The 23,539-nt window shown below is 70.7% G+C and carries 23 protein-coding genes; 3 read left to right on the top strand and 20 right to left on the bottom strand.

Annotation, left to right across the window (positions count from 1 at the left end; all coding sequences use genetic code 11):
* Nucleotides 1-2: 2 nt before the first annotated feature.
* Genes metK through pyrR form a run of 11 tightly spaced genes read right to left on the bottom strand, consistent with a single transcriptional unit; the run spans nt 3 to nt 12,500 of the window.
* The gene (gene metK, locus BLT62_RS09445) at nt 3-1,196 is read right to left on the bottom strand and encodes a methionine adenosyltransferase (protein WP_083363825.1); all 1,194 of its coding nucleotides are present in this window, start codon (nt 1,194-1,196) and stop codon (nt 3-5) included.
* 55 nt (nt 1,197-1,251) lie between these two features.
* Nucleotides 1,252-2,481 carry a bifunctional phosphopantothenoylcysteine decarboxylase/phosphopantothenate--cysteine ligase CoaBC gene (gene coaBC, locus BLT62_RS09440; RefSeq protein ID WP_083363824.1) on the bottom strand — a complete coding sequence of 410 codons (1,230 nt, stop codon included), beginning with the start codon at nt 2,479-2,481 and terminating at the stop codon, nt 1,252-1,254.
* A 22-nt stretch (nt 2,482-2,503) separates the two neighbouring features.
* The gene (rpoZ, locus tag BLT62_RS09435) at nt 2,504-2,761 is read right to left on the bottom strand and encodes a DNA-directed RNA polymerase subunit omega (protein ID WP_083363823.1); all 258 of its coding nucleotides are present in this window, start codon (nt 2,759-2,761) and stop codon (nt 2,504-2,506) included.
* Between the two features lie 51 nt (nt 2,762-2,812).
* Entirely contained in the window at nt 2,813-3,709 is an 897-nt protein-coding gene (gene gmk / locus BLT62_RS09430) for a guanylate kinase (protein WP_083365402.1), read from the bottom strand.
* A 49-nt stretch (nt 3,710-3,758) separates the two neighbouring features.
* Nucleotides 3,759-4,634 carry an orotidine-5'-phosphate decarboxylase gene (gene pyrF / locus BLT62_RS09425; RefSeq protein WP_083363822.1) on the bottom strand — a complete coding sequence of 292 codons (876 nt, stop codon included), beginning with the start codon at nt 4,632-4,634 and terminating at the stop codon, nt 3,759-3,761.
* Nucleotides 4,631-7,918 carry a carbamoyl-phosphate synthase large subunit gene (carB, locus tag BLT62_RS09420; RefSeq protein ID WP_083363821.1) on the bottom strand — a complete coding sequence of 1,096 codons (3,288 nt, stop codon included), beginning with the start codon at nt 7,916-7,918 and terminating at the stop codon, nt 4,631-4,633. The genes pyrF and carB overlap by 4 nt, the downstream gene beginning before the upstream one ends.
* Nucleotides 7,918-9,093 (bottom strand): glutamine-hydrolyzing carbamoyl-phosphate synthase small subunit, encoded by a 1,176-nt coding sequence (carA, locus tag BLT62_RS09415; RefSeq protein WP_172829678.1) that lies wholly within the window; start codon nt 9,091-9,093, stop codon nt 7,918-7,920. The genes carB and carA overlap by 1 nt, the downstream gene beginning before the upstream one ends.
* Nucleotides 9,094-9,107: 14 nt before the next feature.
* The gene (locus BLT62_RS09410) at nt 9,108-9,653 is read right to left on the bottom strand and encodes a PH-like domain-containing protein (protein ID WP_083363820.1); all 546 of its coding nucleotides are present in this window, start codon (nt 9,651-9,653) and stop codon (nt 9,108-9,110) included.
* Complete coding sequence (locus BLT62_RS09405) at nt 9,650-11,005, bottom strand: dihydroorotase (RefSeq protein WP_083363819.1); 1,356 nt, start codon at nt 11,003-11,005, stop codon at nt 9,650-9,652. The genes BLT62_RS09410 and BLT62_RS09405 overlap by 4 nt, the downstream gene beginning before the upstream one ends.
* A complete protein-coding gene (locus BLT62_RS09400) occupies nt 11,002-11,955 on the bottom strand; it encodes an aspartate carbamoyltransferase catalytic subunit (RefSeq protein WP_083363818.1) in 954 nt (317 codons plus the stop codon). The genes BLT62_RS09405 and BLT62_RS09400 overlap by 4 nt, the downstream gene beginning before the upstream one ends.
* The gene (pyrR, locus tag BLT62_RS09395; RefSeq protein WP_083363817.1) at nt 11,955-12,500 is read right to left on the bottom strand and encodes a bifunctional pyr operon transcriptional regulator/uracil phosphoribosyltransferase PyrR; all 546 of its coding nucleotides are present in this window, start codon (nt 12,498-12,500) and stop codon (nt 11,955-11,957) included. The genes BLT62_RS09400 and pyrR overlap by 1 nt, the downstream gene beginning before the upstream one ends.
* A gap of 148 nt (nt 12,501-12,648) precedes the next feature.
* Here pyrR and BLT62_RS09390 point away from each other — a divergent pair, with 148 nt between their 5' ends.
* The gene (locus BLT62_RS09390; protein ID WP_083363816.1) at nt 12,649-13,950 is read left to right on the top strand and encodes a glycosyltransferase; all 1,302 of its coding nucleotides are present in this window, start codon (nt 12,649-12,651) and stop codon (nt 13,948-13,950) included.
* Here BLT62_RS09390 and BLT62_RS09385 read toward each other — a convergent pair.
* Nucleotides 13,947-15,434, bottom strand: coding sequence for an APC family permease (locus BLT62_RS09385; RefSeq protein WP_083363815.1), 1,488 nt, complete (start codon nt 15,432-15,434; stop codon nt 13,947-13,949). The genes BLT62_RS09390 and BLT62_RS09385 overlap by 4 nt on opposite strands.
* Before the next feature lie 108 nt (nt 15,435-15,542).
* Between BLT62_RS09385 and BLT62_RS09380 the strand changes: the two genes are divergently transcribed.
* Both BLT62_RS09380 and BLT62_RS09375 read left to right on the top strand, forming a co-directional pair.
* Nucleotides 15,543-16,880: an MFS transporter gene (locus BLT62_RS09380; protein WP_083363814.1), complete on the top strand. Its 1,338-nt coding sequence runs from the start codon at nt 15,543-15,545 to the stop codon at nt 16,878-16,880.
* A 134-nt stretch (nt 16,881-17,014) separates the two neighbouring features.
* Nucleotides 17,015-17,770 (top strand): SDR family NAD(P)-dependent oxidoreductase, encoded by a 756-nt coding sequence (locus BLT62_RS09375; protein WP_083363813.1) that lies wholly within the window; start codon nt 17,015-17,017, stop codon nt 17,768-17,770.
* 68 nt (nt 17,771-17,838) lie between these two features.
* Here BLT62_RS09375 and nusB read toward each other — a convergent pair whose 3' ends face one another.
* The 8 genes from nusB to BLT62_RS09335 all read right to left on the bottom strand — a co-directional run bounded on the left by nusB (nt 17,839) and on the right by BLT62_RS09335 (nt 23,528).
* Nucleotides 17,839-18,267: a transcription antitermination factor NusB gene (gene nusB, locus BLT62_RS09370; RefSeq protein WP_083363812.1), complete on the bottom strand. Its 429-nt coding sequence runs from the start codon at nt 18,265-18,267 to the stop codon at nt 17,839-17,841.
* Nucleotides 18,267-18,830, bottom strand: coding sequence for an elongation factor P (gene efp / locus BLT62_RS09365; protein ID WP_083363811.1), 564 nt, complete (start codon nt 18,828-18,830; stop codon nt 18,267-18,269). The genes nusB and efp overlap by 1 nt, the downstream gene beginning before the upstream one ends.
* Before the next feature lie 199 nt (nt 18,831-19,029).
* The gene (locus BLT62_RS09360) at nt 19,030-19,485 is read right to left on the bottom strand and encodes a type II 3-dehydroquinate dehydratase (RefSeq protein WP_083363810.1); all 456 of its coding nucleotides are present in this window, start codon (nt 19,483-19,485) and stop codon (nt 19,030-19,032) included.
* A 26-nt stretch (nt 19,486-19,511) separates the two neighbouring features.
* Nucleotides 19,512-19,712, bottom strand: coding sequence for a hypothetical protein (locus tag BLT62_RS09355; RefSeq protein WP_083363809.1), 201 nt, complete (start codon nt 19,710-19,712; stop codon nt 19,512-19,514).
* Between the two features lie 98 nt (nt 19,713-19,810).
* Entirely contained in the window at nt 19,811-20,890 is a 1,080-nt protein-coding gene (aroB, locus tag BLT62_RS09350; protein WP_083363808.1) for a 3-dehydroquinate synthase, read from the bottom strand.
* Complete coding sequence (locus BLT62_RS09345; protein WP_331710495.1) at nt 20,883-21,422, bottom strand: shikimate kinase; 540 nt, start codon at nt 21,420-21,422, stop codon at nt 20,883-20,885. The genes aroB and BLT62_RS09345 overlap by 8 nt, the downstream gene beginning before the upstream one ends.
* A 22-nt stretch (nt 21,423-21,444) precedes the next feature.
* Nucleotides 21,445-22,653, bottom strand: a complete 1,209-nt coding sequence (gene aroC, locus BLT62_RS09340) for a chorismate synthase (protein ID WP_083363807.1) — start codon at nt 22,651-22,653, stop codon at nt 21,445-21,447.
* 5 nt (nt 22,654-22,658) lie between these two features.
* Nucleotides 22,659-23,528, bottom strand: coding sequence for a shikimate dehydrogenase (locus tag BLT62_RS09335; protein WP_231919079.1), 870 nt, complete (start codon nt 23,526-23,528; stop codon nt 22,659-22,661).
* Nucleotides 23,529-23,539: the final 11 nt, after the last annotated feature.

The raw sequence follows: 23,539 nt of genomic DNA, 5'->3' as shown, positions 1-23,539 counted from the left end.
GATCAGAGCCCGGCTGCGCTTCTCAGATCGTCGACCCGGTCCAGCCGCTCCCACGTGAAGTCGGGGAGCTCGCGGCCGAAGTGGCCGTAGCTGGCGGTCTGCGCGTAGATCGGGCGCAGCAGGTCGAGGTCGTCGATGATGGCGCCGGGGCGGAGGTCGAACACCTCGCGGATGGCGCGGGTGATGTCGGCGTCAGGCAGCGTGCCGGTGCCGAAGGTCTCCACGTACAGCCCGACGGGGGCCGCCTTGCCGATGGCGTAGGCGACCTGCACCTCGAGCCGCTCGGCCAGGCCGGCGGCGACGGCGTTCTTGGCGACCCAGCGCATGGCGTAGGCGGCGGAGCGGTCGACCTTGGACGGGTCCTTGCCGCTGAAGGCTCCCCCGCCGTGGCGGCTGGCTCCCCCGTAGGTGTCGATGATGATCTTGCGGCCGGTGAGCCCGGCGTCGCCCTGCGGGCCGCCGATCTCGAACTTGCCGGTCGGGTTGATCAGGGTCTTCGCGCCGGCGGAGTCGAGCTCGACGAGGTCGAGGACGGGGCGGATGACGAGCTCGTTGATCTCGCGGGCGAGCTGCTCCTGGCTGACCTTGGGCGAGTGCTGGGTGGAGAGCACGACGGTCTCGACGCTGCGCGGGATCTGGCCCTCGTAGCCGATGGTGACCTGGGTCTTGCCATCCGGTCGCAGGTAGTCGACGAGGCCGGCCTTGCGCACCTCGGCGAGGCGCTCGGCGAGGCGGTGCGCGATCCAGATCGGGATCGGCATCAGCTGCGGCGTCTCGGTGGTGGCGTAGCCGAACATGATGCCCTGGTCGCCAGCACCCTGCTGGTCGTAGCGCTCGTGGCTGGAGAGCGTGCGGCTCTCGAAGGCCTTGTCGACGCCCTGGGCGATGTCCGGCGACTGGCCGCCGATCGAGATCGACACCCCGCAGGAGCGCCCGTCGAACCAGACGTCGGAGGAGTCGTAGCCGATGGAGGTGATGCGCTCGCGCACGATGGAGGGGATCTCGACGTACGCCTCGGTGGTGACCTCACCCGCGACGTGCACGAGCCCGGTGGTCACCAGCGTCTCGACGGCGACCCGGCTGTGCGGGTCGAGTGCCAGCATGGCGTCGAGGATGCTGTCGGAGATCTGGTCGCAGATCTTGTCTGGGTGTCCCTCGGTGACCGATTCCGAAGTGAATAGCCGAAGCTCGCTCATGGGCCTGTCTCTGATCGAAGGTTGTGGTGCTGAAAAACGGTGGTCGCGCGGGCTGCTAGTGCAGACGTTCCGCGATCACATCAAGTATGCGATGGGCCACCGACAGCTTGCTGCCGACGGCCTCCAACACTATATCCGCGCCGGCATCGAGCACCGTGATGTCGTTGCGTTCTGTGGCGAAGCCCTCGCTCCAGCCGACCCGGTTCAGCACGAGCAGGTCGGCGCCCTTCCGGGCGAGCTTGCTACGGCCGAGCTCCAGCTGGGCGGCGCGGTCCGGCTCGGTCTCCGCGGCGAAGCCGACGACGAGCTGGCCGGGGGCCTTGGCGGCGGCGAGGCCGGCCAGGATGTCGGGGTTGCGGACGAGCTCGAGCGTCATGGTGTCGCCGCGCTCGTCCTTCTTGATCTTGCCCTCGCTGACCTCAACGGGGCGGTAGTCGGCGACGGCGGCCGCCATGATGACGATGTCGGCGCCCTCGGATGCCAGGGCGGCGGCATCCTGCATCTGCAAGGCCGTCGAGACCTCGCGCACGTCGACGCCGGCCGGCGCCTGCACTTCGAGGTGGGCCGCGATGAGCACCACCGCGGCGCCGCGGGCGGCCGCCGCCTCGGCCAGGGCGATGCCCTGCCTGCCGCTGGAGCGGTTGCCGAGGAAGCGCACGGGGTCCAACGGCTCGCGGGTGCCGCCGGCGGTGACGACGACGCGTCGGCCGGCCAGGTCGAGCTGCGCGGCCCGGGCGTCGGGGCGGGACGCGTCGTAGGCGGCGAGGGCGGCGCGGACGATCGCGTCGGGCTCCTCGAGCCGGCCGGGGCCGGAGTCGGCGCCGGTCAGCTGGCCCACGGCGGGGCCGACCACCGTGACGCCGCGCGAGCGCAGCGTGGCGATGTTGGCGACGGTGGCCGGGTTCTGCCACATCTCGGTGTGCATCGCCGGGGCGATGACGAGCGGGGCGGTGCTGGCCAGCACGGTGTTGCCGAGCAGGTCGTCGGCGATGCCGGCGGCCAGCTTGGCGATGGTGTTCGCCGTCGCCGGGGCGATCACGATGAGGTCGGCCGACTGGCCGATCGCCACGTGCCGCACTTCGGCGACTCCCTCGTACAGCTCGCTGTGCACGGGGTTCCGCGAGATGGCCTCCAGCGTCGGCCGGCCCACGAACCGCAGTGCGGCATCCGTGGCGACCACGTGCACAGAGTGCCCGGCCAGCACGAATGCCCGCACCACGTTGACAGCCTTGTACGCGGCGATGCCGCCGCTGATGCCGACGACGATCGTGAGGGGCTGGGACACGGAAGAGCCGCCTTCTACAGGGTTATTCGGCGTTCGGGCGAACCGTCAGCTTGTTCTCGTTGATCTCGTGCATCGCGATCGACAGGGGCTTGTCCTCGATCGACGAGTCGACCAGGGGGCCGACGTTGTCAAACAGGCTGCCTTCGTGCAGGTCGGAGTAGTAGTCGTTGATCTGGCGGGCGCGCTTGGAGGCGAAGATCACGAGGGCATACTTGGAGTCGACCTTCGAGAGCAGCTCGTCGATGGGCGGGTCGATGATGCCGGTGAGCTTGTCAGCCATGTGGAACTCCTGTGTGAGGGGTGAGCAAAACGAGGAAAAGGGCGCGCTGGGTCAGCGCTTCGCCTTGCGAGTCTTCATCAAGTCTACGACTTCTTGCGCGGCCTCGCCCACGTCGCTGTTCACGACCTGGAAATCGAACTCGTCGACGGAGGCCAATTCGACCTTCGCCGTCTCGAGCCTGCGGGCCTGTTCGCTGGCCGTCTCGGTGCCGCGGCCGACCAGGCGGCGGACCAGTTCCTCCCAGCTCGGCGGCTGCAGGAACACCAGTCTGGCCTCCGGCATGGCCCGGCGCACCGAGCGGGCGCCCTGGATGTCGATCTCCAGCAGCACACTGTTGCCCGCGGCCAGGGCCGCATCGACGGGGCCGCGCGGGGTGCCGTAGCGGTGCGCGTTGTGCACCGTCGCCCATTCCAGCAGCTCGCCCTCCTCGACCATCCGGTCGAACTCGGCGTCGTCGACGAAGTAGTAGCTGACGCCCTCCACCTCGCCGGGGCGGGGCGCCCGGGTGGTGGCGGAGACCGAGAGCAGCACGTCCGGGTGGTTCTCCCGGATGTGGTTGGCGACGGTGCCCTTGCCGACGGCGGTCGGGCCGGCCAGCACGACCAGGCGCGCCGGCGCGGGGGTGCGCGCGGACAGCCGGTCGTAGAGGAAGTCGTAGAGGCGCTCCCGCTGGTGCTTGCCGAGCCCGCCGAGGCGCTTCGCCGGGGAGATGCCGAGGTCGTCCATGATGCGGTGCATCTTGGTGACGCCGATCGCGGGGATGCTGGTGAGGAACTCCGTCACGCGCAGCTTGCCCTCGGCGCCGAGCGGCTCCGCGAAGGCGGTGCGCATGACGTCGAGCGGGTTGCGCTCCCCCGCCGCGATCGCCGCCTTGACGGCGGCGCGCGCCCGGCGGGCGGCGACGGCGGCGCGGCTGGCCGCGACCCGGTCCACCTCGGGCGGGTTCAGGTGCTTGGGCTTGTCGACGTTCTGCCCGTCGGTGTCTTTTACAGCTGAGTCAGCCACGCTTGGCCTCCACTTCCTCTGCGCGACGCGCGATGGCGTCGGCGATGCCGTCGCGGCCGGCCGAGAGCAGGCCGCGCGATTCCGAGACGATGACGCCGGGGGTGAGCGCGCCGAACAGCCGGCGAGTCTCGCTCACCTCGGCGCCCTGGTGCCCGAATCCGGGGGCCAGCACGGGAACGGCCGGGCCGACGGGCTCCTCGTTGATGTTGATGCCGAACTTCGCCAGCTCCAGGGTCGCGCCGAGCACGACGCCCACCGAGCCGAAGCGCCGTTCGGATTGGTCCTTCCGGCTGCCATTCCACTGCGCGACGCCGGCGAGCATGCTCGCCGCGACGGTGCGCTCGGTCTCGGCGACGCGGGCGGTCTGCAGGCCGGCCGCCTCCGGGTTGGAGGTGGCGGCGAGCACGAACACGCCCTTGCCCGCGGCCTCCGCGAGCTCGAGCGAGCTCTGCAGCGAGCCGAGCCCCAGGTACGGGCTGAGCGTGACGGCATCCGACTCGAGCGGCGATCCGGGCCGCAGCCACGCCTCGCCGTACGCCTGCTGGGTGCTGCCGATGTCGCCGCGCTTGGCGTCGGCGATGACGAGGATGCCGGCGGCACGCGCCTCGGTGATCACCCGCTCCAGTGCGGCGTAGCCGGCGGAGCCGTGCCGCTCGAAGAACGACACCTGCGGCTTGACGATGCCGGCCCGGTTCCAGGCCGCCTCGACGACGCGCAGGCCGAACTCGCGAGCGCCCTCTGCAGAGTCCTCGAGACCCCACTGGTCCAGGATCCACGCGTGCGGGTCGATGCCGACGCAGAGGTGCCCGGAGCGGTCGAAGACCGCCCCGAGCTTGTCACCGAAAGTCAGTGCCTCTGGCTGGCTCACGCGCTCGCTGCCCGCTGAATCGCGTACTCCTGCAGGCTCGTGACCTCGAAGCCGGTGCGCACCGCGTCCAGCGAGCCGACGGCCGCGCTGAGCTCGGCGATCGTCGTGAACAGCGGGATGTCGGCGGCGACGGCCGCGGCGCGGATCTCGTAGCCGTCGGCACGGGCGGAGCGGCCGCTCGGCGTGTTGATGACGACCTGCACCTCTCCGCTGTGGATCAGCTCGACGATCGAGGAGTCCGCCTCGGTGGCCTTCTCGGAGAACTTGGCCACCTGCTCGGCGCGGATGCCGTTGCGGCGCAGCACCTCGACGGTGCCCTCCGTGCCGATCAGCTCGTAGCCGAGCTCCTGCAGGCGCAGCGCGGGCAGGATGACGGAGCGCTTGTCGCGGTCGCTGACCGAGACGAACACGGTGCCGGAGAGCGGCATTCCGCCGTAGGCGGCCAGCTGGCTCTTGGCAAAGGCCCGCGGGAAGTCCTTGTCGATGCCCATGACCTCGCCGGTGGAGCGCATCTCCGGGCCGAGCACGGAGTCCACGACGGTGCCCTCCTTGGTGCGGAAGCGCTTGAAGGGCAGCACGGCCTCCTTGACGGAGACGGGCGAGTCCAGCGGCACGCGGGAGCCGTCGTTGGCCGGCAGCAGGCCGTCGGCCTTGAGCTCGGCGATGGTCTTGCCGACCATGACGAGCGAGGCGGCCTTGGCCAGCGGGATGCCGAGCGCCTTGGAGACGAACGGCACGGTGCGGGAGGCGCGCGGGTTGGCCTCGAGCACGTAGAGCACGCCGGCGCCGATCGCGAACTGCACGTTCAGCAGGCCGCGCACGCCGATGCCCTGGGCGATCGCGAGGGTCGCCTCGCGCACCTTGTCGATCTGGCCGCGGCCGAGCGTGACGGGCGGGAGGGTGCAGCTGGAGTCGCCGGAGTGAATGCCGGCCTCCTCGATGTGCTCCATGACGCCGCCGATGTAGAGCTCGGTGCCGTCATAGAGGGCGTCGACGTCGATCTCGATCGCGTCGTCGAGGAAGCGGTCCACCAGCAGCGGGTGCGAGGGTCCGACGACGACCTGGCCCTCGATGCGGGCGAAGTAGTCGGCGAAGGAGGCGCTGTCGTAGATGATCTCCATGCCGCGGCCGCCGAGCACGTAGCTCGGGCGCACCAGCACGGGGTAGCCGATCTCCTCGGCCACCGCGATGGCGCCGGGGGCGTCGGTCGCGGTGCCGTTGCGGGGGGCCATCAGGCCGGCCGCCTCGAGGATGCCGGAGAACAAGCCGCGCTCCTCGGCCAGGTCGATGGCCGACGGCGTGGTGCCGAGGATCGGGATGCCTGCGGCCTCCAGGCCCTTGGCCAGGCCGAGGGCCGTCTGGCCGCCGAGCTGCACGACGACGCCGACGAGCTCGCCGCTCTGGCTCTCCGCGTGGATGACCTCGAGCACGTCCTCGAGCGTGAGCGGCTCGAAGTAGAGGCGGTCGGAGGTGTCGTAGTCGGTGGAGACCGTCTCCGGGTTGCAGTTGATCATGATCGTCTCGAAGCCCGCGTCGGAGAGGGCGAAGGACGCGTGCACGCAGGAGTAGTCGAACTCGACGCCCTGGCCGATGCGGTTCGGGCCGGAGCCCAGGATGACGACCTTCTTGCGGTCGCTCGGCAGCACCTCGGTCTCCAGGTCGTAGCTGGAGTAGTGGTAAGGGGTGAGGGCGGGGAACTCGCCCGCGCAAGTGTCGACGGTCTTGTAGACGGGGCGGACGCCGAGGATGTGGCGCACCTCGCGCACGTCGGCCTCGCCGAAACCGCGCAGCTCGCCGATCTGGGCGTCGGAGAAGCCGTGGTCCTTGGCGTGGATGAGCACCTCGGTGTCGAGGGTCTCCGCGGTGGCGATGGTCTCGGCGACCTCGTTGATCAGCACGATCTGGTCGATGAACCACGGGTCGATCTTGGTGGCCTCGAAGACCTGCTCGATCGAGGCGCCCTTGCGCAGGGCCTGCTGCACGGTGACGATGCGGCCGTCGGTGGGGACCTTCGAGATCTCCAGCAGCTCGGCGAGCGAGCGTGGCTCCTCGCCCCAGTGGAAGGAGGATCCCTTCTTCTCCATCGAGCGGAGCGCCTTCTGCAGCGCGGTGGCGTAGTTGCGGCCGATGGCCATCGCCTCGCCGACGGACTTCATGGTCGTGGTCAGGGTGGCGTCCGCGGCCGGGAACTTCTCGAAGTTGAAGCGCGGCACCTTGACGACGACGTAGTCCAGGGTCGGCTCGAAGCTGGACGGCGTCACCTTGGTGATGTCGTTGGGGATCTCGTCGAGGCGGTAGCCGATGGCGAGCTTGGCGGCGATCTTCGCGATCGGGAAGCCGGTCGCCTTGGAGGCCAGCGCCGAGGAGCGGGAGACGCGCGGGTTCATCTCGATCACGATGATGCGGCCGTCGGCCGGGTCGATCGCGAACTGGATGTTGCAGCCGCCGGTGTCCACGCCGACGGCGCGGATGATGTCGATGCCGATGTCGCGCAGCTTCTGGAACTCGCGGTCGGTCAGGGTCAGCGCGGGGGCAACGGTGATCGAGTCTCCGGTGTGCACGCCGACGGGGTCGACGTTCTCGATGGAGCAGACCACGACGGTGTTGTCGCTGGTGTCGCGCATGAGCTCGAGCTCATACTCCTTCCAGCCGAGGATCGACTCCTCGAGCAGCACCTCGCTGGTCGGGCTCTGGTGGATGCCGTCGCCGACGATGCGGCGCAGCTCCTCCTCGGTGTACGCGAAGCCGGAGCCGAGGCCGCCCATGGTGAAGGAGGGGCGCACGACGAGCGGGTAGCCGAGGTCCTTGGCCTGCTCGACGGCCTGCTCGACGCTGGTCGCGATGTAGGAGCGGGCCACGTCGGCGCCGGCGGCGAGCACCAGGTCCTTGAAGATCTGGCGGTCCTCGCCCTTGTTGATGGCCTCGAAGTTGGCGCCGATGAGCTCGACGTTGTACTTCTCCAGGATGCCGTTCTCGTGCAGCTGGATCGCCGCGTTGAGGGCGGTCTGGCCGCCGAGGGTCGGCAGGATGGCGTCCGGCTTCTCCTTGGCGATGATGGTCTCGATGACCTGCCAGGTGATCGGCTCCACGTAGGTGGCGTCGGCGAAGTCGGGGTCGGTCATGATGGTGGCCGGGTTCGAGTTGACCAGGATGACGCGCACGCCCTCCTCGCGCAGCACGCGGCAGGCCTGGGTGCCCGAGTAGTCAAACTCGCACGCCTGGCCGATGACGATCGGGCCGGAGCCGATGACCAGAACGCTCTTGATGTCGTCTCTCTTGGGCATTACTTGTTTCCGTTCTGCTGCTGCTGCGCCATGACCATGTCACGGAAGCGGTCGAAGAGGTAGTTGGCGTCGTGCGGGCCCGAGGCGGACTCGGGGTGGTACTGCACGGAGAATGCGGGGATGTCGAGGCAGTTCAGGCCCTCGACGACGTTGTCGTTGAGGTCGTAGTGGCTGACCTCGACGCGGCCGAAGCCCTCGGTCGACTCGCTGATGACGTCGATCGGCGCCTCCACGGCGAAGCCGTGGTTGTGCGCGGTGATCTCGACCCGGCCGGTGGCCTTGTCCAGCACCGGCTGGTTGATGCCGCGGTGGCCGAAGGGCAGCTTGTAGGTGTTGAAGCCGAGCGCGCGGCCGAGCAGCTGGTTGCCGAAGCAGATGCCGAAGTACGGCACGCCGGCCCGGAGCACCTCGCGGAGCAGCTCGACGTGGCCGTCCGAGGCGCCGGGGTCGCCAGGGCCGTTCGAGAAGAACAGGGCGTCGGGGGCGAGCGCGAGGATCTCGGCGGCGCTCGTGGTCTGCGGCAGCACCACGACGTCGAAGCCGCGGGCGGCCAGGAACTCGAGGGTGGAGGTCTTGACGCCGAGGTCGAGCACGGCGACCGTGCCGACGCGCTCGGTGGTGGCCGGCAGCTCATAGCGCTCGCTGGTGGAGACCTCGCCCGAGAGGTTCAGGCCGGTCATCTGGGCGCCGGAGCGCACCAGCTCGAGCTGCTCGGCGTCGGAGAGCTCGAAGTCGGCCCCGGAGAAGATGCCGGCGCGCAGGGCCCCGACCGAGCGGATGCGGCGGGTGACGGCGCGGGTGTCGATGCCGCTGATGCCGACGACTCCCCCGGCGACCAGGTCGTCGTCGATGCTGCGCTGGGAGCGGAAGTTCGACACGATGCGGGAGGGCTCGCGGACGATGAAGCCGGCGACCCAGATGCGGCTGGACTCCATGTCCTCGTCGTTGGCGCCGGTGTTGCCGATGTGCGGCGCGGTCATCAGCACGATCTGGCCGGCGTAGCTCGGGTCGGTCAGCGTCTCCTGGTAGCCGGTCATGCCGGTGGAGAACACCGCCTCGCCGAGGGTGCGGCCGGTCGCGCCGTATGCGCGGCCGACGTAGCGGGTGCCGTCCTCGAGAACGAGCACTGCCTGGCCCGGCCGGGCGTTCGGGGTGGTTGCGGTTTCAGCTGTCATTGCGCTTCCCATAGTCAATTTGGTGCCTCACTGTTGGCGTCGGCCGGTTTCACGGCCGGAAGAATGGTGGAGATCGCGGAGAGGACTCTGGGCCTCTCTGCGGCGTCGATCACGCGGAAGTAGCTGTCTGCGATGGTGGCGGCGCCATCCTGGCCGCCCTGCATCTGCCAGCTCACGAGGCAGAGTCCGCCCTGCTCGACCCCGCGGTCGATCGCCCAGCTGCTCTCGCCGACGGCGCGGAGGGCGCCGGCCGGGATGAAGAGCGGGGCGCCGCCGTCCAGCTCGATCGTCAGGCCGTCCGGGGCGACGGCCAGCGTGCCCTGCGCGCGGAAGCGCAGGCCGGCGGGCAGCAGGCGCTCCAGCGGCAGCTCGTGCCGGGTGGTGGCGACGTAGTTGGCCCGCACGCTCAGGCTCGGCGCGGCGGCGGATGCCGGCACCGGGTAGGCGGTCAGGCCCTGGTCCCGGCGGCCGCGGCGCTTCCAGCTGCGCACCATGACGAGCAGCAGCACGACGACGATGACGACCAGCAGGGCGGCCAGCAGCGCGCGCTCGACGCTCACGCGCTGGCCCCGCTCAGCATGGAGGCGGCGCGGGCGACCTGCTCGGCCGCGACCAGCTCGCCGCCCAGCACCGTGGCGTAGCCGTGCCGGAAGGTGGCCTCGACGCGGCCGGGCAGCGTCATGGCGAGGTAGGGCGAGTTGACGCCCTTGCCGGCCAGGTTCTGGGTGCTGAACTCGCGGCTCGCGTTCGGGTCGTAGAGCACGATGTCGGCGATCGCGCCGACCTCCAGCACGCTGCTGTGCCCGGCGAGGCGGCCGATCTGGGCGGGGGCGCCGCTCAGCACGCGGGCGACGTCGTTCCAGTCGAGCAGGCCGTTCGCCACGACGGAGGCGTGCACGACGGAGAGGGCGGACTCGAGCCCGACCATCCCGTTCGCCGCGGCGTCCCACTCGCAGTCCTTGGCCTCGACCGGGTGCGGGGCGTGGTCGGTGGCGACGATGTCGATCGTGCCGTCGGCGAGGGCGGCGCGCAGCGCCTCCACGTCCTCGCGCCGGCGCAGCGGCGGGTTGACCTTGTAGCGGGCGTCGTAGCTGGCGACGAGCTCCTCGGTCAGCAGCAGGTGGTGCGGCGTGACCTCGGCGGTGACGTTGATGCCGCGGGCCTTCGCCCAGCGGATGACGTCGACGGAGCCGGCGGTGGAGACGTGGCAGACGTGCAGCCGGGAGCCGACGTGCTCGGCGAGGAGGACATCGCGGGCGATGATCGACTCCTCGGCGACGGCCGGCCAGCCGGTGAGGCCGAGCTCGCCGGAGAGGGCGCCCTCGTTCATCTGGGCGCCGACGGTGAGGCGGGGCTCCTGGGCGTGCTGGGCGATGACGCCGTCGAAGCCCTTGACGTACTCGAGGGCGCGGCGCATGAGCAGCGGGTCGGAGACGCAGAAGCCGTCGTCGGAGAAGACGCGCACCTGGGCCCGGGAGGCGGCCATGGCGCCGAGCTCGGCCAGCTTCTCGCCGGCCAGGCCGACGGTGACGGCGCCGATCGGGCGCACGGTGGCGTAGGCGGCCTGCTCGCCGAGGGAGAGCACCTGCTCGACGACGCCGGCGGTGTCGGCGACGGGCGAGGTGTTCGCCATGGCGAAGATGCTGGTGAAGCCGCCGGCCGCGGCGGCGCGGCTGCCGGTCAGCACGGTCTCGCTCTGCTCGTAGCCGGGCTCGCGGAGGTGGGTGTGCAGGTCGACGAGGCCCGGCAGGGCCAGCAGCCCGTCGGCGTCGACGACGGCGGCGCCCGCGGAGCTCAGGCCGGAGCCGGTCTCGGTGATGCGGCCGTTCTCCAGCAGCAGGTCGGTGCGGCGTCCGTCGGCCAGGGTGGCGCCGGTGATGAGGGTGCGCTCGCTCGGTGTTGATGAAGTCATCGGGCCACCTCACGTTCGCCAGAAAGCAAGACGTACAACGCGGCCATTCTCACCGAAACTCCATTCGCTACCTGCTCGAGCACCGTCGACTGCGCCGAATCGGCTGCGGCAGACGAGATTTCCAGGCCGCGGTTCATCGGCCCGGGGTGCATCACAATGCTACTCGGCGCGAGGCGCCGGAAGCGATCATCATCCAGACCCCATGTGCGGGAATACTCCCGACTGTTCGGGAAAAACGCCGCATTCATGCGCTCGGCCTGGATGCGCAGCATCATCACGACGTCTGGCGCGGCGTCGATCGCCGCGTCCAGGTCGTAGCCGATCGTCGCCGGCCACGCCGTGGTGTGCACCGGGACGAGGGTGGGCGGGGCCACCAGGTGCACGCTGGCGCCGAGGGTGCTGAGCAGCCAGACGTTGGACCGGGCGACCCGCGAGTGCAGGATGTCGCCGACAATCGTGACGGTGACGCCGTCGAGGCCGCGGCCGCGGGAGGCGCCGGGGTGCAGGCGGCGGCGGATCGTGAACGCGTCCAGCAGCGCCTGGGTGGGGTGTTCGTGGGTGCCGTCACCGGCGTTGATGATGCCGGCGTCGATCCAGCCGCTGGCGGCCAGGACGGCGGGGGCCCCGGAGGCTCCGTGGCGGATGACGACGCCGTCGGCGCCGATCGCGGCCAGGGTCTGCGCCGTGTCCTTCAGGCTCTCGCCCTTGGACACGCTCGAGCCCTTGGCGCTGAAGTTGATGACATCCGCGGAGAGGCGCTTGGCGGCGGCCTCGAAGGAGATGCGGGTGCGGGTGGAGTCCTCGAAGAAGAGGTTGACGACGGTCTTGCCGCGCAGCGTCGGCAGCTTCTTGACCTCGCGCTGCTGCACGTCGGCCATGTCCTCGGCGATGTCGAGGATCTCGATGGCGGCCTCGCGGGAGAGGTCCTTGGTGGAGAGCAGGTGGCGCATCACTCGGCCCCGCCCCCCTCGATGCTCACGAACTCGTCGCCGTCGATCTCCTCGAGGTGCACGTTGATGCGCTCCACGGCGGATGTCGGCAGATTCTTGCCCACGTAGTCGGCGCGGATCGGCAGCTCGCGGTGGCCGCGGTCGACCAGCACGGCCAGGCGCACGGCGCTCGGCCGGCCGTGGTCGTTCAGCGCGTCCAGGGCGGAGCGGATGGTGCGGCCCGAGTACAGCACGTCGTCGACGAGCACGACGGTCTTGCCGTCGATACTGCCCGGCACGTGCGTCGGCGCCGGGGTGCGGGTGCGGGTGCGGGAGAGGTCGTCGCGGTACATCGTCACGTCGAGCGTGCCGACCGCGACGGGGGCGGCATCCGGCTCGATGCGGGCGATGGTCTCGGCGATGCGCCGGGCGAGGATCACGCCCCTGGTCGGGATGCCGAGGATCACGAGGTTGTCTGGGCCCCGATTGGACTCCAGGATCTCGTGGGAGATCCGAGTCAACGCTCGGGCAATGTCAGCCTGCTGCAGCACTGTGCGTGCCATCAACCGACTCCCTTCTCCGTCTCACAGGACGGTTCTTAAAGGTTGTCAAAGTGCGGTGTCCACACTAGCAGCCTGCGCGGGCCCTCCCGTCCGCCCCGGTCTCCGTGCCAGCCCCGTTGCCCGGTGCGCCGGCCGGGTGCAGCATGGCCGCATGGCTTCCATCATGATCGCCGTCATGCCGTTCGTCGGGCACGTCGCGCCGATGCGCGCCGTGGCCGAGGCGTTCCTCGCCGACGGGCACCGGGTGCGGGTGTACACGGGCGCCGCGCACGCCGGGGCCTTCGCCTCGCTCGGGGCCGGGGTCGTGCCGTGGCGTGTCGCCCCCGACTTCGACGAGCACGATCTGCCGGCCGCGTTTCCGGCCCTCCGGGACCGGAAGGGGCCCGCCCAGATGCTCGCCAATGTGCGGGAGGTGTTCATCAACACGGCGGCCGGGCAGTGCGTCGACCTCCGTGCCGCCTTCGACGAGGAGCCGTGGGAGGTGATCGTCGCCGACGGGCTGAGCCTCGGCGCCCATCTGGCCTCCGAGCACACCGGCACCCCGTGGGCGACCGTGAGCATCGTGCCGCTGACGATCCCGAGCCGGGACCTGCCGCCGCCGGGCCTCGGCATCCGGCCCGGCCGGGGCCCGCTCGGGCGCGCCCGCGATGCGCTGCTCCGCGGCATCCTGCCCCTGGTCAGCGCGCGCCTGGAGCGCGACTACCGGTTGGCCCGCTCCGATGCGGGACTGGCGCCAGGCGGGCGGCCGTTCGGCGACGCCTGGTACTCGCCCGAGCTGGTCTGTGCCAGCGGCGTGCCGGAGCTGGACTACCCGCGCCGTGACCTGCCGTCGCAGGTCGTCTACGTCGGCACGCTCACCCCGGCGGCGGCCGCCCCGCCGCCGCCCGGTCGACGGCCAGACTGGCTGCCGGATGCCGCGGCCGGCGGCGACCCCGTCGTGCACGTGACCCAGGGCACCCTGAACACCGAGCCGCGCGACCTGATCCAGCCGGCGTTCGCCGCCCTCGGCCGGCAGCGCGTGCGGCTGGTGGCGGTGACGGGCAGGCGCGGCAGGCCGGAGCTGCCCTTCCCTGCCCCGCCGAACGCCGCTGTCAGCGATGTCATCCCCTACGCCGGCCTCCTCCCCCACGTCGATGTGATGATCACGAACGGCGGCTGGGGCGGCGTGCTGGCCGCCCTCGCGCACGGCATCCCGCTCATCGTGGCCGGCGGAGACCTCGACAAGCCGGAGATCGCGGCGCGGGTGGCGTGGGCCGGCGCCGGCATCGACCTGCGCACGGGCACCCCGTCGCCGCGGCAGATCCTGGCCGCGTGGCGCCGGGTGTCCGCCGACCCCGCATTCCGGGCATCCGCCGAGCGCGTCGGCGCCGCCCTGCGCCAGCACGACGGGCCGGCCGAGGTGGTGCAGCACACCCTGCGCCTGCTGCAGGCCCGGCGCGCGCCGGGCGCCTAGCGGGGCGGGGCCGTGTCGACGTCTTCCGGCGCGGAGGCGTCGAGCTCGTCGGGCAGCTCCAGCGGGCGCCGGCTGAAGTAGGCCGCGCCCTTCCTCCAGAACACGATGATCGGCACGATGCCGAGGGCCAGGCTGCCGAGGCCGATGATGATCACGATCGTCTCCAGCGACGGGATCGAGACGAAGAAGATCCACACCATGAACAGGGCACCGAGGCCCGGCCACAGGCCGATGAAGATGAAGTTCTTCACCGAGCTGAAGATGATCCGGCGGTACGCGACGACGACGGCGATCCCGGCCAGGGCGTAGTAGAAGGCGATCTGCAGCCCGATCGAGCTGATCGCGTTGTTCAGGATCTCGCCGACGCTGCCGAGGAAGTTGGAGCCGATGAACAGCACGAGCGAGACGCCGGTGACGACGAGCGTCGCGAAGGCGGGCGTGCGCCACTTCGGGTGGGAGTGGCCGAACGCGGCGGGGATCGTGTGGTCGCGGCCCATCGCGAAGAGGGTGCGGGTCACCTGGATCAGCGTCGTCTCCAGGGTGGCGATCGTGGAGAGCATCACGGCGATGATGAGGATCTTGCCGCCCGGCCCCGGCCAGATCGCCTCGCCGAGCACGTTGAGCACGTTGCCGCTGTTGGCCTCGATCGTCTCGGCGGGCAGGATGACGAGGGTCGCGATGGTGAAGATCTCGAACAGCAGGAACACGATGATCACCCCGACGATGCCGCCGATGCCGGAGGCCTTTCGCCCGTTCTTCGTCTCCTCGCTCAGGTTGGCCGCGACATCCCAGCCCCAGTAATAGAAGGCGGCGATGAGCGCGGCGGCCACGAACGCGCCGGTACCGCTGAAGTGCTCGAAGCCGAGCCAGCTCCACGAGAAGGAGGGGCCGGCGTGGGCGCCCGTCGCCGCGGTCACGATCGCCGCGATGGCGAAGACCACCAGGATGGCGACCTCCACGCTCGACATGATCCACTGGGCGCGGGCCGTGATGCGCACGCCGAGCAGCACGCACGCCGCCATCACCAGGAACCAGACGGCGCCGATGGCGGTCACCAGCGGCACGTTGTCGGAGTTCTCTGGGCTGAACAGCGCCACCGTCATCACGCCGGCCGGCAGCGCGCCGGCGACCATGAAGATCGTGGCGGAGATGACGAGCGCCCAGCCGGAGAGGAACCCGAGGATCGGGTGCAGGGCGCGCCCCACCCAGGAGTAGGCGGCGCCGGCGTTGACGTCAGCCCTGCCGAGGTAGGCGAAGGCCCAGGCGATGCCGAGCATCGGCAGGGCGCACCAGAGCAGCGCGGCCGGGCTGGCGAGGCCGGCCACGGCCACGAGCGTCGCCGTTGTGGCGGCGATGGAGTAGGCCGGGGCGCTGCCGGCGACGGCCATCACGATCGAGCCGGCCGCGGTGACCCCGTCGGCCTGGAGCTCGTGGTGGTGCTCCGGCTCCGGAGCCTGCTGCACGGGCGCGTTGGTGTCAGCCATGGGGTACTCCCTCGCACTGAGAAGTGAGCTTTCGTCGTGAAAGCTAGCACCGCGGGACCACGCTGACAACGAGCAAAACCGCGCCTGCGTTGCCGCTATCGTTTTCAGGTGACCCAAGCCCCCTCCCAGCAACGCCGCCGACTCGTCGACCTCGCCCCCCTGCGAGTTCCCGCCTTCGGCCGGCTCTGGGTCGGCGGGGCCATCGCCGGCATCGGCGCACAGATGACGATCGTCGCCGTCGGGCTGCAGATCTTCGACATGACGCACTCCACGCTCGCCGTCGGCCTGGTCGGCGGCATCGCCCTGCTGCCGATGATCATCGCCGGACTCTGGGGCGGAGTGCTGGCGGATGCCTTCGACCGGCGCACGGTGCTGATCGTCAGCTCGATCGTCGCCTGGCTCGGCACGCTCAGCCTGCTCGGCCTCTCCCTCGCCGACACGCTCACCCGCGGCACGGACGCGGCCGTCCCGCTCTGGCCGTTCTACCTGGCCACGACGATCGCCACCGTCGCCGCCACCATCAGCGGGGCCACCCGCGCCGCCGTCATCCCGCGCATCCTCCCGGCCGACCTCATCTCGCGGGCGGCCGCCCTGAACGGCATCAGCATCGGCGTGCAGCTCACCCTCGGCCCGGCGCTGGCCGGCGTGCTCGTGGCCACGCTCGGCTTCCCGGTGACCTTCGCGGTGGACGCCGTGCTGTTCACCGCCGGGTTCCTCGGCATCGTGATGCTGCCGCGGCTGCCCGCGGAGAAGTCGGCGACGCGGGCTGGCCTGCGCTCGCTCCTCGACGGCATCGACTTCCTCCGCCAGGCGCCCAACATTCGCAGCAGCTTCATCGTCGACATCGTCGCGATGACGTTCGGCCGGCCCTTCGCCCTGCTGCCGGCCGTGGCGGCGCTCGCCGTCGGCGGCGGGGCCGTGACCGTGGGCGTGCTGACCGCGGCGGCCGCGCTCGGCACCTTCCTGACCAGCCTGTTCAGCGGGCCCGTCGCGCACGTGCACCGCTACGGCGTCGCCATCGCCCGCTCGATCATGGTTTACGGCGGCTGCGTGGCCGTGCTCGGCCTCGTCGTCGGTGCCATGCAGACGGGCTGGTTCGGCACCGTCGGCGCGGACTTCGGCGCCGTCAATGTGCCGGCCCTCGTGCTGGCCGCGCTCGCCATGGCCGGCATGGGTGCCTCCGACGAGGTGAGCGCCATCTTCCGCAGCACCATGATGCTGACGGCAACCCCGGACGCGATGCAGGGCCGCCTGCAGGGCATCTTCACCGTCGTCGTCACCGGCGGGCCGCGCATCGGCGACCTCTACGTGGGCATCCTGGCGACGGCGGTCGGGCTCTGGTTCCCGCCCCTGCTCGGCGGCGTGCTGATCATCGCGCTCATCGCCCTGATCATGCGCGCCCAGCCGTCCTTCCGGAACTACGACGCCCGCAACCCGCAGCCGTAGCGGCGGTCGCCAGCGCATTTACATGCAGATGCATGGAATGCCGGCGGGCGGCGTAGGGTTGTAGATGGAGGCCGACCGAACGGGCCGGGCACCGGAACAGTCGCGGGACACAATCCCGCGAAGAAGGAGAAATCATGGGCAACTTCACGGGCAAGACCGCACTCGTCACGGGCGGCGGCTCCGGCCTCGGCGAGGCCATCAGCAAGGACCTGGCACGCGAGGGCGCCAACGTCGTCGTGGCCGACATCTCGCTGGAGGGCGCGCAGCGCGTCGCCGACGAGATCACCGCCGCCGGCGGCTCCGCCGCGGCATTCCAGGCGAACACCGCCGTCGCAGAGGACAGCAAGAAGTCGGTCGACTTCGCGGTCGAGACCTTCGGCGCCCTGCACTACGCCGTGAACAACGCCGGCATCGGCGGCGCCAGCGCCCCCGTCGGCGATGTCGACCTGGACGACTGGGACCGGGTCATCGCCATCAACCTCAGCGGCGTGCTCTACGGCATGCGCTACCAGATCCCGGCCATCCTCGCGGCCGGTGCAGCGGAGGGCGCGATCGTGAACATGGCCTCCATCCACGGCTCCGTCGCCGTCCCGGGCAACGCCGCGTACACGGCAGCCAAGCACGGCGTCGTCGGCCTGACCAAGAACGCGGCGGTCGAGTACGGCGCTCAGGGCCTGCGCGTCAACGCGATCGGGCCCGGCTACATCCAGACCCCGCTGCTCGAGCACGCCCCGGAGGCCGTGCTGAACGGCCTCAAGCAGAAGCACGCGCTCGGCCGGCTCGGCCGGGCAGAGGAGGTCGCCAACCTCGCGACCTTCCTGCTCTCTGACAAGGCCAGCTTCATGACCGGCTCCTACGTGCTGATCGACGGCGGCTACACGGCCGTCTAGCACCCCGCAGAACGACTGAGGGCCACCCCGGCGGGGTGGCCCTCATTCTGTTTCTGCAGTCGCTGTGCTCAGCGTGCCGAGCCGGCGGGCTTCACCTGCGAGATCTTGGCCAGCAGGCCGTTGATGAAACCGGCGGAGTCGTCGGTGGAGAGCACGGTGGCCGCCTCGACGGCCTCCGAGATGGCGACGGCATCCGGCACCTCGTCGTTGAATATGATCTCCCAGATGCCGATGCGGAGCAGGGCCCGGTCGATGGCCGGCATCCGGTGCAGCGTCCAGCCGACGGCGTACGTCTCGATGAGCTCGTCGATCTCGGCCCGGTTGTCGACGATGCCGTCGACGATCTCCCGGGCGTAGAGCCAGCTGGCCGCGCGGTCCGGCTCGCTGACGGCGCGGGCCGCCTCGGCGGCGATGGCGTCATCGAGCGAGATCTGCCGCATGTCGGCGGAGTAGAGGATGTCCAGGGCGCGCTTGCGCGCCTTCGTGCGTGCGCTCATTAGTCGTTGACGCGGCCGAGGTAGTCACCCGTGCGGGTGTCGACCTTGACCTTGGTGCCGGTCTCGAGGAACAGCGGCACCTGGATCTCGTAACCGGTCTCGACGGTGGCCGGCTTGGTGCCGCCGGTCGAGCGGTCGCCCTGCAGGCCCGGGTCCGTGTGGGTGATGAGCAGGGTGACGGATGCCGGCAGCTCGATGAAGAGCGGGTTGCCGTTGTGCAGGCCAAGGGTGACGTTCTGGTTCTCCAGCATGAAGTTGACGGCGTCGCCCACGACGGCGGCCGGAACGTGCAGCTGGTCGTAGTCGGTGACGTCCATGAACACGTAGGACTCGCCGTCGGCGTAGAGGTACTGGAAGTCGCGGCGGTCGACGTTCTCGGTCTCGATCTTGGCGCCGGCGTTGAAGGTCTTGTCCACGGTCTTGCCGGTGACGACGTTCTTCATCTTGGTGCGCACGAAGGCGCCACCCTTGCCCGGCTTGACGTGCTGGAACTCGATGATGGTCCAGAGCTGGCCGTCGATGTTGAGAACGACGCCATTCTTGATGTCAGCGGTAGAAGCCATTGTCTGTGTCCATTCAGTTGGGAAAGTTTCACGGCCGGCATGCTCGCGCACACGGCCCGACGTGCAAGTTTAGTCGATCACCGCGTGCTTCGCTGAAAGCCGCCACTTCCGAGCGGCACGCGAGGCCTCCCCCTCTGCTGTCAGCGTGCTGACCACTGCTCCCGCCGCGTCCAGGCGCCGCCTGGCTTTGGACGGGCGGCTAGGAGCGTGCGCGCAAGATCTGGTCGACGCCGAGCCGGTAGGAGTCGAAGCCGAAGCCGGCGATGACGCCGGTGGCCACGCCGCTGATGACGCTGTCGTGGCGGAACTCCTCCCGCGTGTGCGGGTTGCTGATGTGCACCTCGATGAGGGGCAGCCCGGCCTTGGTGACGAGTGCGGCGGCATCCCGCAGCCCGTAGCTGTAGTGGGTGAACGCGGCCGGGTTCAGCACGACGGGCGTGGCGGAATCGACCGCCTCGTGCAGCCAGTCGATGAGCTCGCCCTCGTCGTTGGTCTGGCGCAGGTCGATCTCAATGCCGGGCGGCACCGACTCGACGAGGAGCGCCTCCAGGTCGGCGAGGTTGCCGGAGCCGTACACCTCCGGCTCGCGGGAGCCGAGACGGCCGAGGTTGGGGCCGTTGAGCACGAGGATGCGGGTGACGGGCTTGTGGTTCATGCGATCAGCCTAGCGGCAGGCCGAGTTCACGCCCCGAGCAGGACGAGCACGTGGTAGACGACGTAGACCGGCCAGACGATCGCCTGCAGCAGCCCCAGGATGACGCCCCAGAAGGAGCCGTCGGAGACGGACACGAAGTAGATCGCCGCCCCAATGTAGGCCAGGAAGGCGAAGACGCCCCACTGCCCCTCACGGACGATGACGCGTGATCGAGAGTCCGAGCCCATCGTGTCCTCCTCGTGGCGAGAGATCCTGCCCCAGCTCAGCACACCCGGGCGGCGGCGGCAAGTGCCGCCCGGCCCGCACCGGCGCGCTCGGCACGGTGCTAGTTGCCGACCTCCTGATAGGCGGCGAAGAGCAGGCTGGTGTCCGGCCCCTGCAGCACGGTGGGGCGGGCCAGGTCGTCCAGCACGATGAAGCGCATCATCGCACCGCGCGCCTTCTTGTCGCGCTGCATGGTGGCCAGGAGCGTGTTCCAGCGTCCGACCGGGTAGGTGATCGGCAGCGAGAGCGAGGAGAGGATGCTGCGGTGCCTGTCGACGATCTCGTCGCTCAGAGCCCCGGTCAGGCGGCCGAGCTCGGCGGCGAAGACCATGCCGACGGCGACCGCCGCGCCGTGGCGCCACTGGTAGCGCTCCGCGTGCTCGATGGCGTGGCCGAGGGTGTGGCCGTAGTTGAGGATCTCGCGCAGCCCGTTCTCGCGCAGGTCCTCGGCGACGACGCGGCTCTTCATGTCGATGGAGAGCTCCAGCACCCGGCGGAACTCCGGCGTGGCCACATCGGTGACGCGCGCCACGTCGGCCTCGATGATGTCCAGGATCTCCGGGTAGTAGATGAAGCCGGCCTTGACGACCTCGGCGAACCCGGCGAGCACCTCGTTGTGCGGCAGCGTGTCCAGGGTGTCCAAGTCGCAGAACACGGCGCTCGGCTCGTAGAAGGTGCCGACCAGGTTCTTGCCCTCGTTGGTGTTGATGCCGTTCTTGCCGCCGATGGCCGCATCGACCATTCCGGCGACGGATGTCGGCACCTGCACGAGCGTGACGCCGCGCAGCCAGGTGGAGGCAACGAATCCGGCGACATCGGTGACGGCCCCGCCGCCGAAGCCGATGACGGCGTCGCTGCGGGTGAAGTCGGCCTGACCCATGACCTGCCAGCAGAAGGCGGCGACCTCCATGCGCTTGCCCGTCTCGGCATCCGGGATCTCGGCCAGGAGCACCTGGTAGTGCTCGGCGAGCTTCTCGCGCAGCGCTGCGGCTTTGGCGGCGACCGTGGCGCTGTGCACGATGAGCACCTTGCTGGTCTTCGTGCCGAGGTGGGCGGCGATGCCGTCCAGGATGTCGTGGCCGACGAGCACGTCGTATGGCGCTTCGCCGCCGACGCGGATGGTGGTGGTCGATTCAGTCACGCTGTGCTTCTCTTTCCTTGCCCAGGCCGCGCTGCCGCGCCCAGGTCACGATGTCATCGGCGATGTGCGAGATCGGCCGAGCGGAGGTGTCAAATGTCACGGTCGCCAGCGACTCGTAGATGGGCGTGCGCGCCGCGGCGATCGCCGCCCAGCGCTCCACGGCCGCGTCCGCATCGCCGTCACTGTCGAGGAGCGGCCTCCCGCCGGAGAGCCGGCGGCCGACGGCCTCGCGGCTGACGGTCAGCAGCACGACGGTGTGCCCGGCCAGCTCGGCCTGGGTCGCGGCATCCAGCACGGCTCCCCCGCCGAGCGCGACGACGGCGTCCTCGGCCAGCGCGTCGCGGACGGCCACCCGCTCGAGCCGGCGGAACTCCGCCTCGCCGTGCGCGGCGAAGATCTCCGGGATCGGCCCGTGCACGGCGCTGACCAGCTTGTCGGTGTCGCGGAACGGCACGTCGAGCCCGCGGGCGACGAGGCGCCCGATCTTGGACTTGCCCGCCGCCATCGGGCCGATGAAGACGAGCGGCAGCACCGGCTCTCGCCCCGCCCCCGCGCTAGTCAACGGCGCGGCTGGCGCTTCCGGTGGCCAGACGGCTCGGGATGGCGGCCAGGTATCCGTCCAGGTTGCGCCGGGTCTCCCCGATTGAGTCGCCGCCGAACTTCTCCAGCATGGCGTTGGCCAGGGTGAGGGCGACCATCGCCTCCGCGACGACGCCGGCCGCGGGGACCGCGCAGACGTCGGAGCGCTGGTGGTGGGCGGATGCCGCCTCGCCGGTGGCCACGTCGACGGTGCGCAGCGAGTGCGGCACGGTCGCGATGGGCTTCATGCCGGCGCGCACCCGGAGCAGGGTGCCGGTGCTCATGCCGCCCTCGATGCCGCCGGCCTTGTCGCTGGCGCGCACGATCTCGCCGCCGTCGACGAAGAGCTCGTCGTGAGCCTGGGAGCCGCGGCGGGTGGTGGTGAGGAAGCCGTCGCCGACCTCGACGCCCTTGATCGCCTGGATGCCCATCAGCGCGCTCGAGAGCTGCGCGTCCAGGCGCCGGTCGCCGTGCACGTAGGAGCCGAGTCCCGGCGGCACGCCGTAGGCGAGCACCTCGACGACGCCGCCGAGGGTGTCGCCCTCCTTGTGGGCGTCGTCGACCTCGGCCACCATGAGCGTGCTCGTGGCGGGGTCGAAGCAGCGCAGCGGGTCGGCGTCCAGGGCGTCGACGTCATCCGGGGTCGGCAGCGCGCTGCCCTCCGGAACGCGCACGGGGCCGATGGAGAGGGTGTGGCTGACCAGGCGGATGCCGAGCTCGGAGAGGAAGGAGCGGGCGACGGCGCCGAGGGCGACGCGGGCGGCGGTCTCGCGCGCGCTGGCGCGCTCGAGCACCGGGCGGGCCTCGTCGAAGTCGTACTTCTGCATGCCGACGAGGTCGGCGTGGCCCGGACGCGGGCGGGTGAGCGCCGCGCCGCGGCCGCGGCCCAGCTTGGACTCGTCGATGGGCTCTGCGCTCATGACGTCTTTCCACTTCGGCCACTCGGAGTTGCCAATGCGCAGGGCGACGGGGCTGCCGAGGCTCTGCCCGTGGCGCACACCGCCGGAGATGTTCAGCTCGTCCTGCTCGAACTTCATGCGCGCGCCCCGGCCGTAGCCGAGCTTGCGGCGCGCCAGGTCGGCACGGATGTCGTCCAACGCGATCGGGACGCCCGCGGGCAGTCCTTCGATCACGGCAATGAGTTCTGGGCCGTGGGATTCCCCGGCGGTGAGCCAACGCAGCATGGTGTCTATCCTTCCACAGCGGCGACCATCGCCCGGAACACGCCGGCCTCGTCCGGCAGCGGGGCGTGCGGGTCGCCGGAGACGAAGATGCGCACCTGCACGAGGGCCTGGTGCAGCAGCATCCCGAGCCCGGACATCAGCTGGCCGCCTGCCGCCTGCCACTGCGCGCCGAGCGCGCTCGGCCAGGGCGCGTAGGCGACGTCGTAGAGCGGCAGGGCGCCGATCACTCCGGGCTCGAACACCAGTCCGGTGTCGCTGCCGCCTGGCAGCGTGCTGAGCAGCAGGTCGCTGGCGGATGCCGCGGCGACGGCGCCCTCCAGCGGCACGATGCGCAGGGCCACGCCGACCGCGTCGGCCTGCCGCTGCAGGCCGGCCGCCTTGGCCGGGGTGCGGACGGCGACGGTCACGCTGTGGGCGCCGAGCTCGGCGGCGGCGAGGATCGCGGAGCCGGCCGTCGCTCCCCCGCCCAGGATGGTGACGCTGCCGGCCTGCTGAACCCCGTGTTCGGCGAGCGAGTTGACGATGCCGGCGACATCGGTGTTGAACCCGAGCAGCCGACGCCCGCCCTGCGACTGCGTCAACAGCAGGGTGTTCACGGCGCCGGTCGCGCGCGCCGCGTCGTCGAGCTCGTCGGCGAGGGCGAACGCCTCGGTCTTCAGCGGCATGGTGAGCGAGAAGCCGCGCCATTCCGACCCGCGCGCGGCCAGGAATCCGGCGAGCTCCGGCTCGGTCAGCTCCACCCGGTCATAGCCCCAGTCCAGCCCGAGGGCCGTGTAGGCGGCGGCGTGGATGGCCGGCGACTGGGAGTGCGCGATCGGCGAGCCGAGCACGGCGAGCCGGTTCTGAGCAGGCTGGCTCGCGGGCACAGCGCTCACGGGTACAGCGT

The sequence above is a fragment of the Microterricola viridarii genome (assembly GCF_900104895.1).
GTDB classification, from domain to species: Bacteria; Actinomycetota; Actinomycetes; order Actinomycetales; family Microbacteriaceae; genus Microterricola; species Microterricola viridarii.
Note: the sequence above shows the minus strand (reverse complement) of the source record. Positions and strands in the feature narration are given on the sequence as shown.

Excerpts from the sequence above, each read along its gene's own strand:
- BLT62_RS09405 (WP_083363819.1), bottom strand. The coding sequence starts at position 11,005 with ATGACTTCATCAACACCGAGCGAGCGCACCCTCATCACCGGCGCCACC.
- BLT62_RS09400 (WP_083363818.1), bottom strand. The coding sequence starts at position 11,955 with ATGCGCCACCTGCTCTCCACCAAGGACCTCTCCCGCGAGGCCGCCATC.
- rpoZ (WP_083363823.1), bottom strand. The coding sequence starts at position 2,761 with ATGGCTGACAAGCTCACCGGCATCATCGACCCGCCCATCGACGAGCTG.
- BLT62_RS09375 (WP_083363813.1), top strand. The coding sequence starts at position 17,015 with ATGGGCAACTTCACGGGCAAGACCGCACTCGTCACGGGCGGCGGCTCC.
- BLT62_RS09355 (WP_083363809.1), bottom strand. The coding sequence starts at position 19,712 with ATGGGCTCGGACTCTCGATCACGCGTCATCGTCCGTGAGGGGCAGTGG.
- BLT62_RS09390 (WP_083363816.1), top strand. The coding sequence starts at position 12,649 with ATGGCTTCCATCATGATCGCCGTCATGCCGTTCGTCGGGCACGTCGCG.
- aroC (WP_083363807.1), bottom strand. The coding sequence starts at position 22,653 with ATGCTGCGTTGGCTCACCGCCGGGGAATCCCACGGCCCAGAACTCATT.
- BLT62_RS09360 (WP_083363810.1), bottom strand. The coding sequence starts at position 19,485 with ATGAACCACAAGCCCGTCACCCGCATCCTCGTGCTCAACGGCCCCAAC.
- efp (WP_083363811.1), bottom strand. The coding sequence starts at position 18,830 with ATGGCTTCTACCGCTGACATCAAGAATGGCGTCGTTCTCAACATCGAC.
- carA (WP_172829678.1), bottom strand. The coding sequence starts at position 9,093 with ATGACAGCTGAAACCGCAACCACCCCGAACGCCCGGCCGGGCCAGGCA.
- BLT62_RS09385 (WP_083363815.1), bottom strand. The coding sequence starts at position 15,434 with ATGGCTGACACCAACGCGCCCGTGCAGCAGGCTCCGGAGCCGGAGCAC.
- metK (WP_083363825.1), bottom strand. The coding sequence starts at position 1,196 with ATGAGCGAGCTTCGGCTATTCACTTCGGAATCGGTCACCGAGGGACAC.
- nusB (WP_083363812.1), bottom strand. The coding sequence starts at position 18,267 with ATGAGCGCACGCACGAAGGCGCGCAAGCGCGCCCTGGACATCCTCTAC.
- carB (WP_083363821.1), bottom strand. The coding sequence starts at position 7,918 with ATGCCCAAGAGAGACGACATCAAGAGCGTTCTGGTCATCGGCTCCGGC.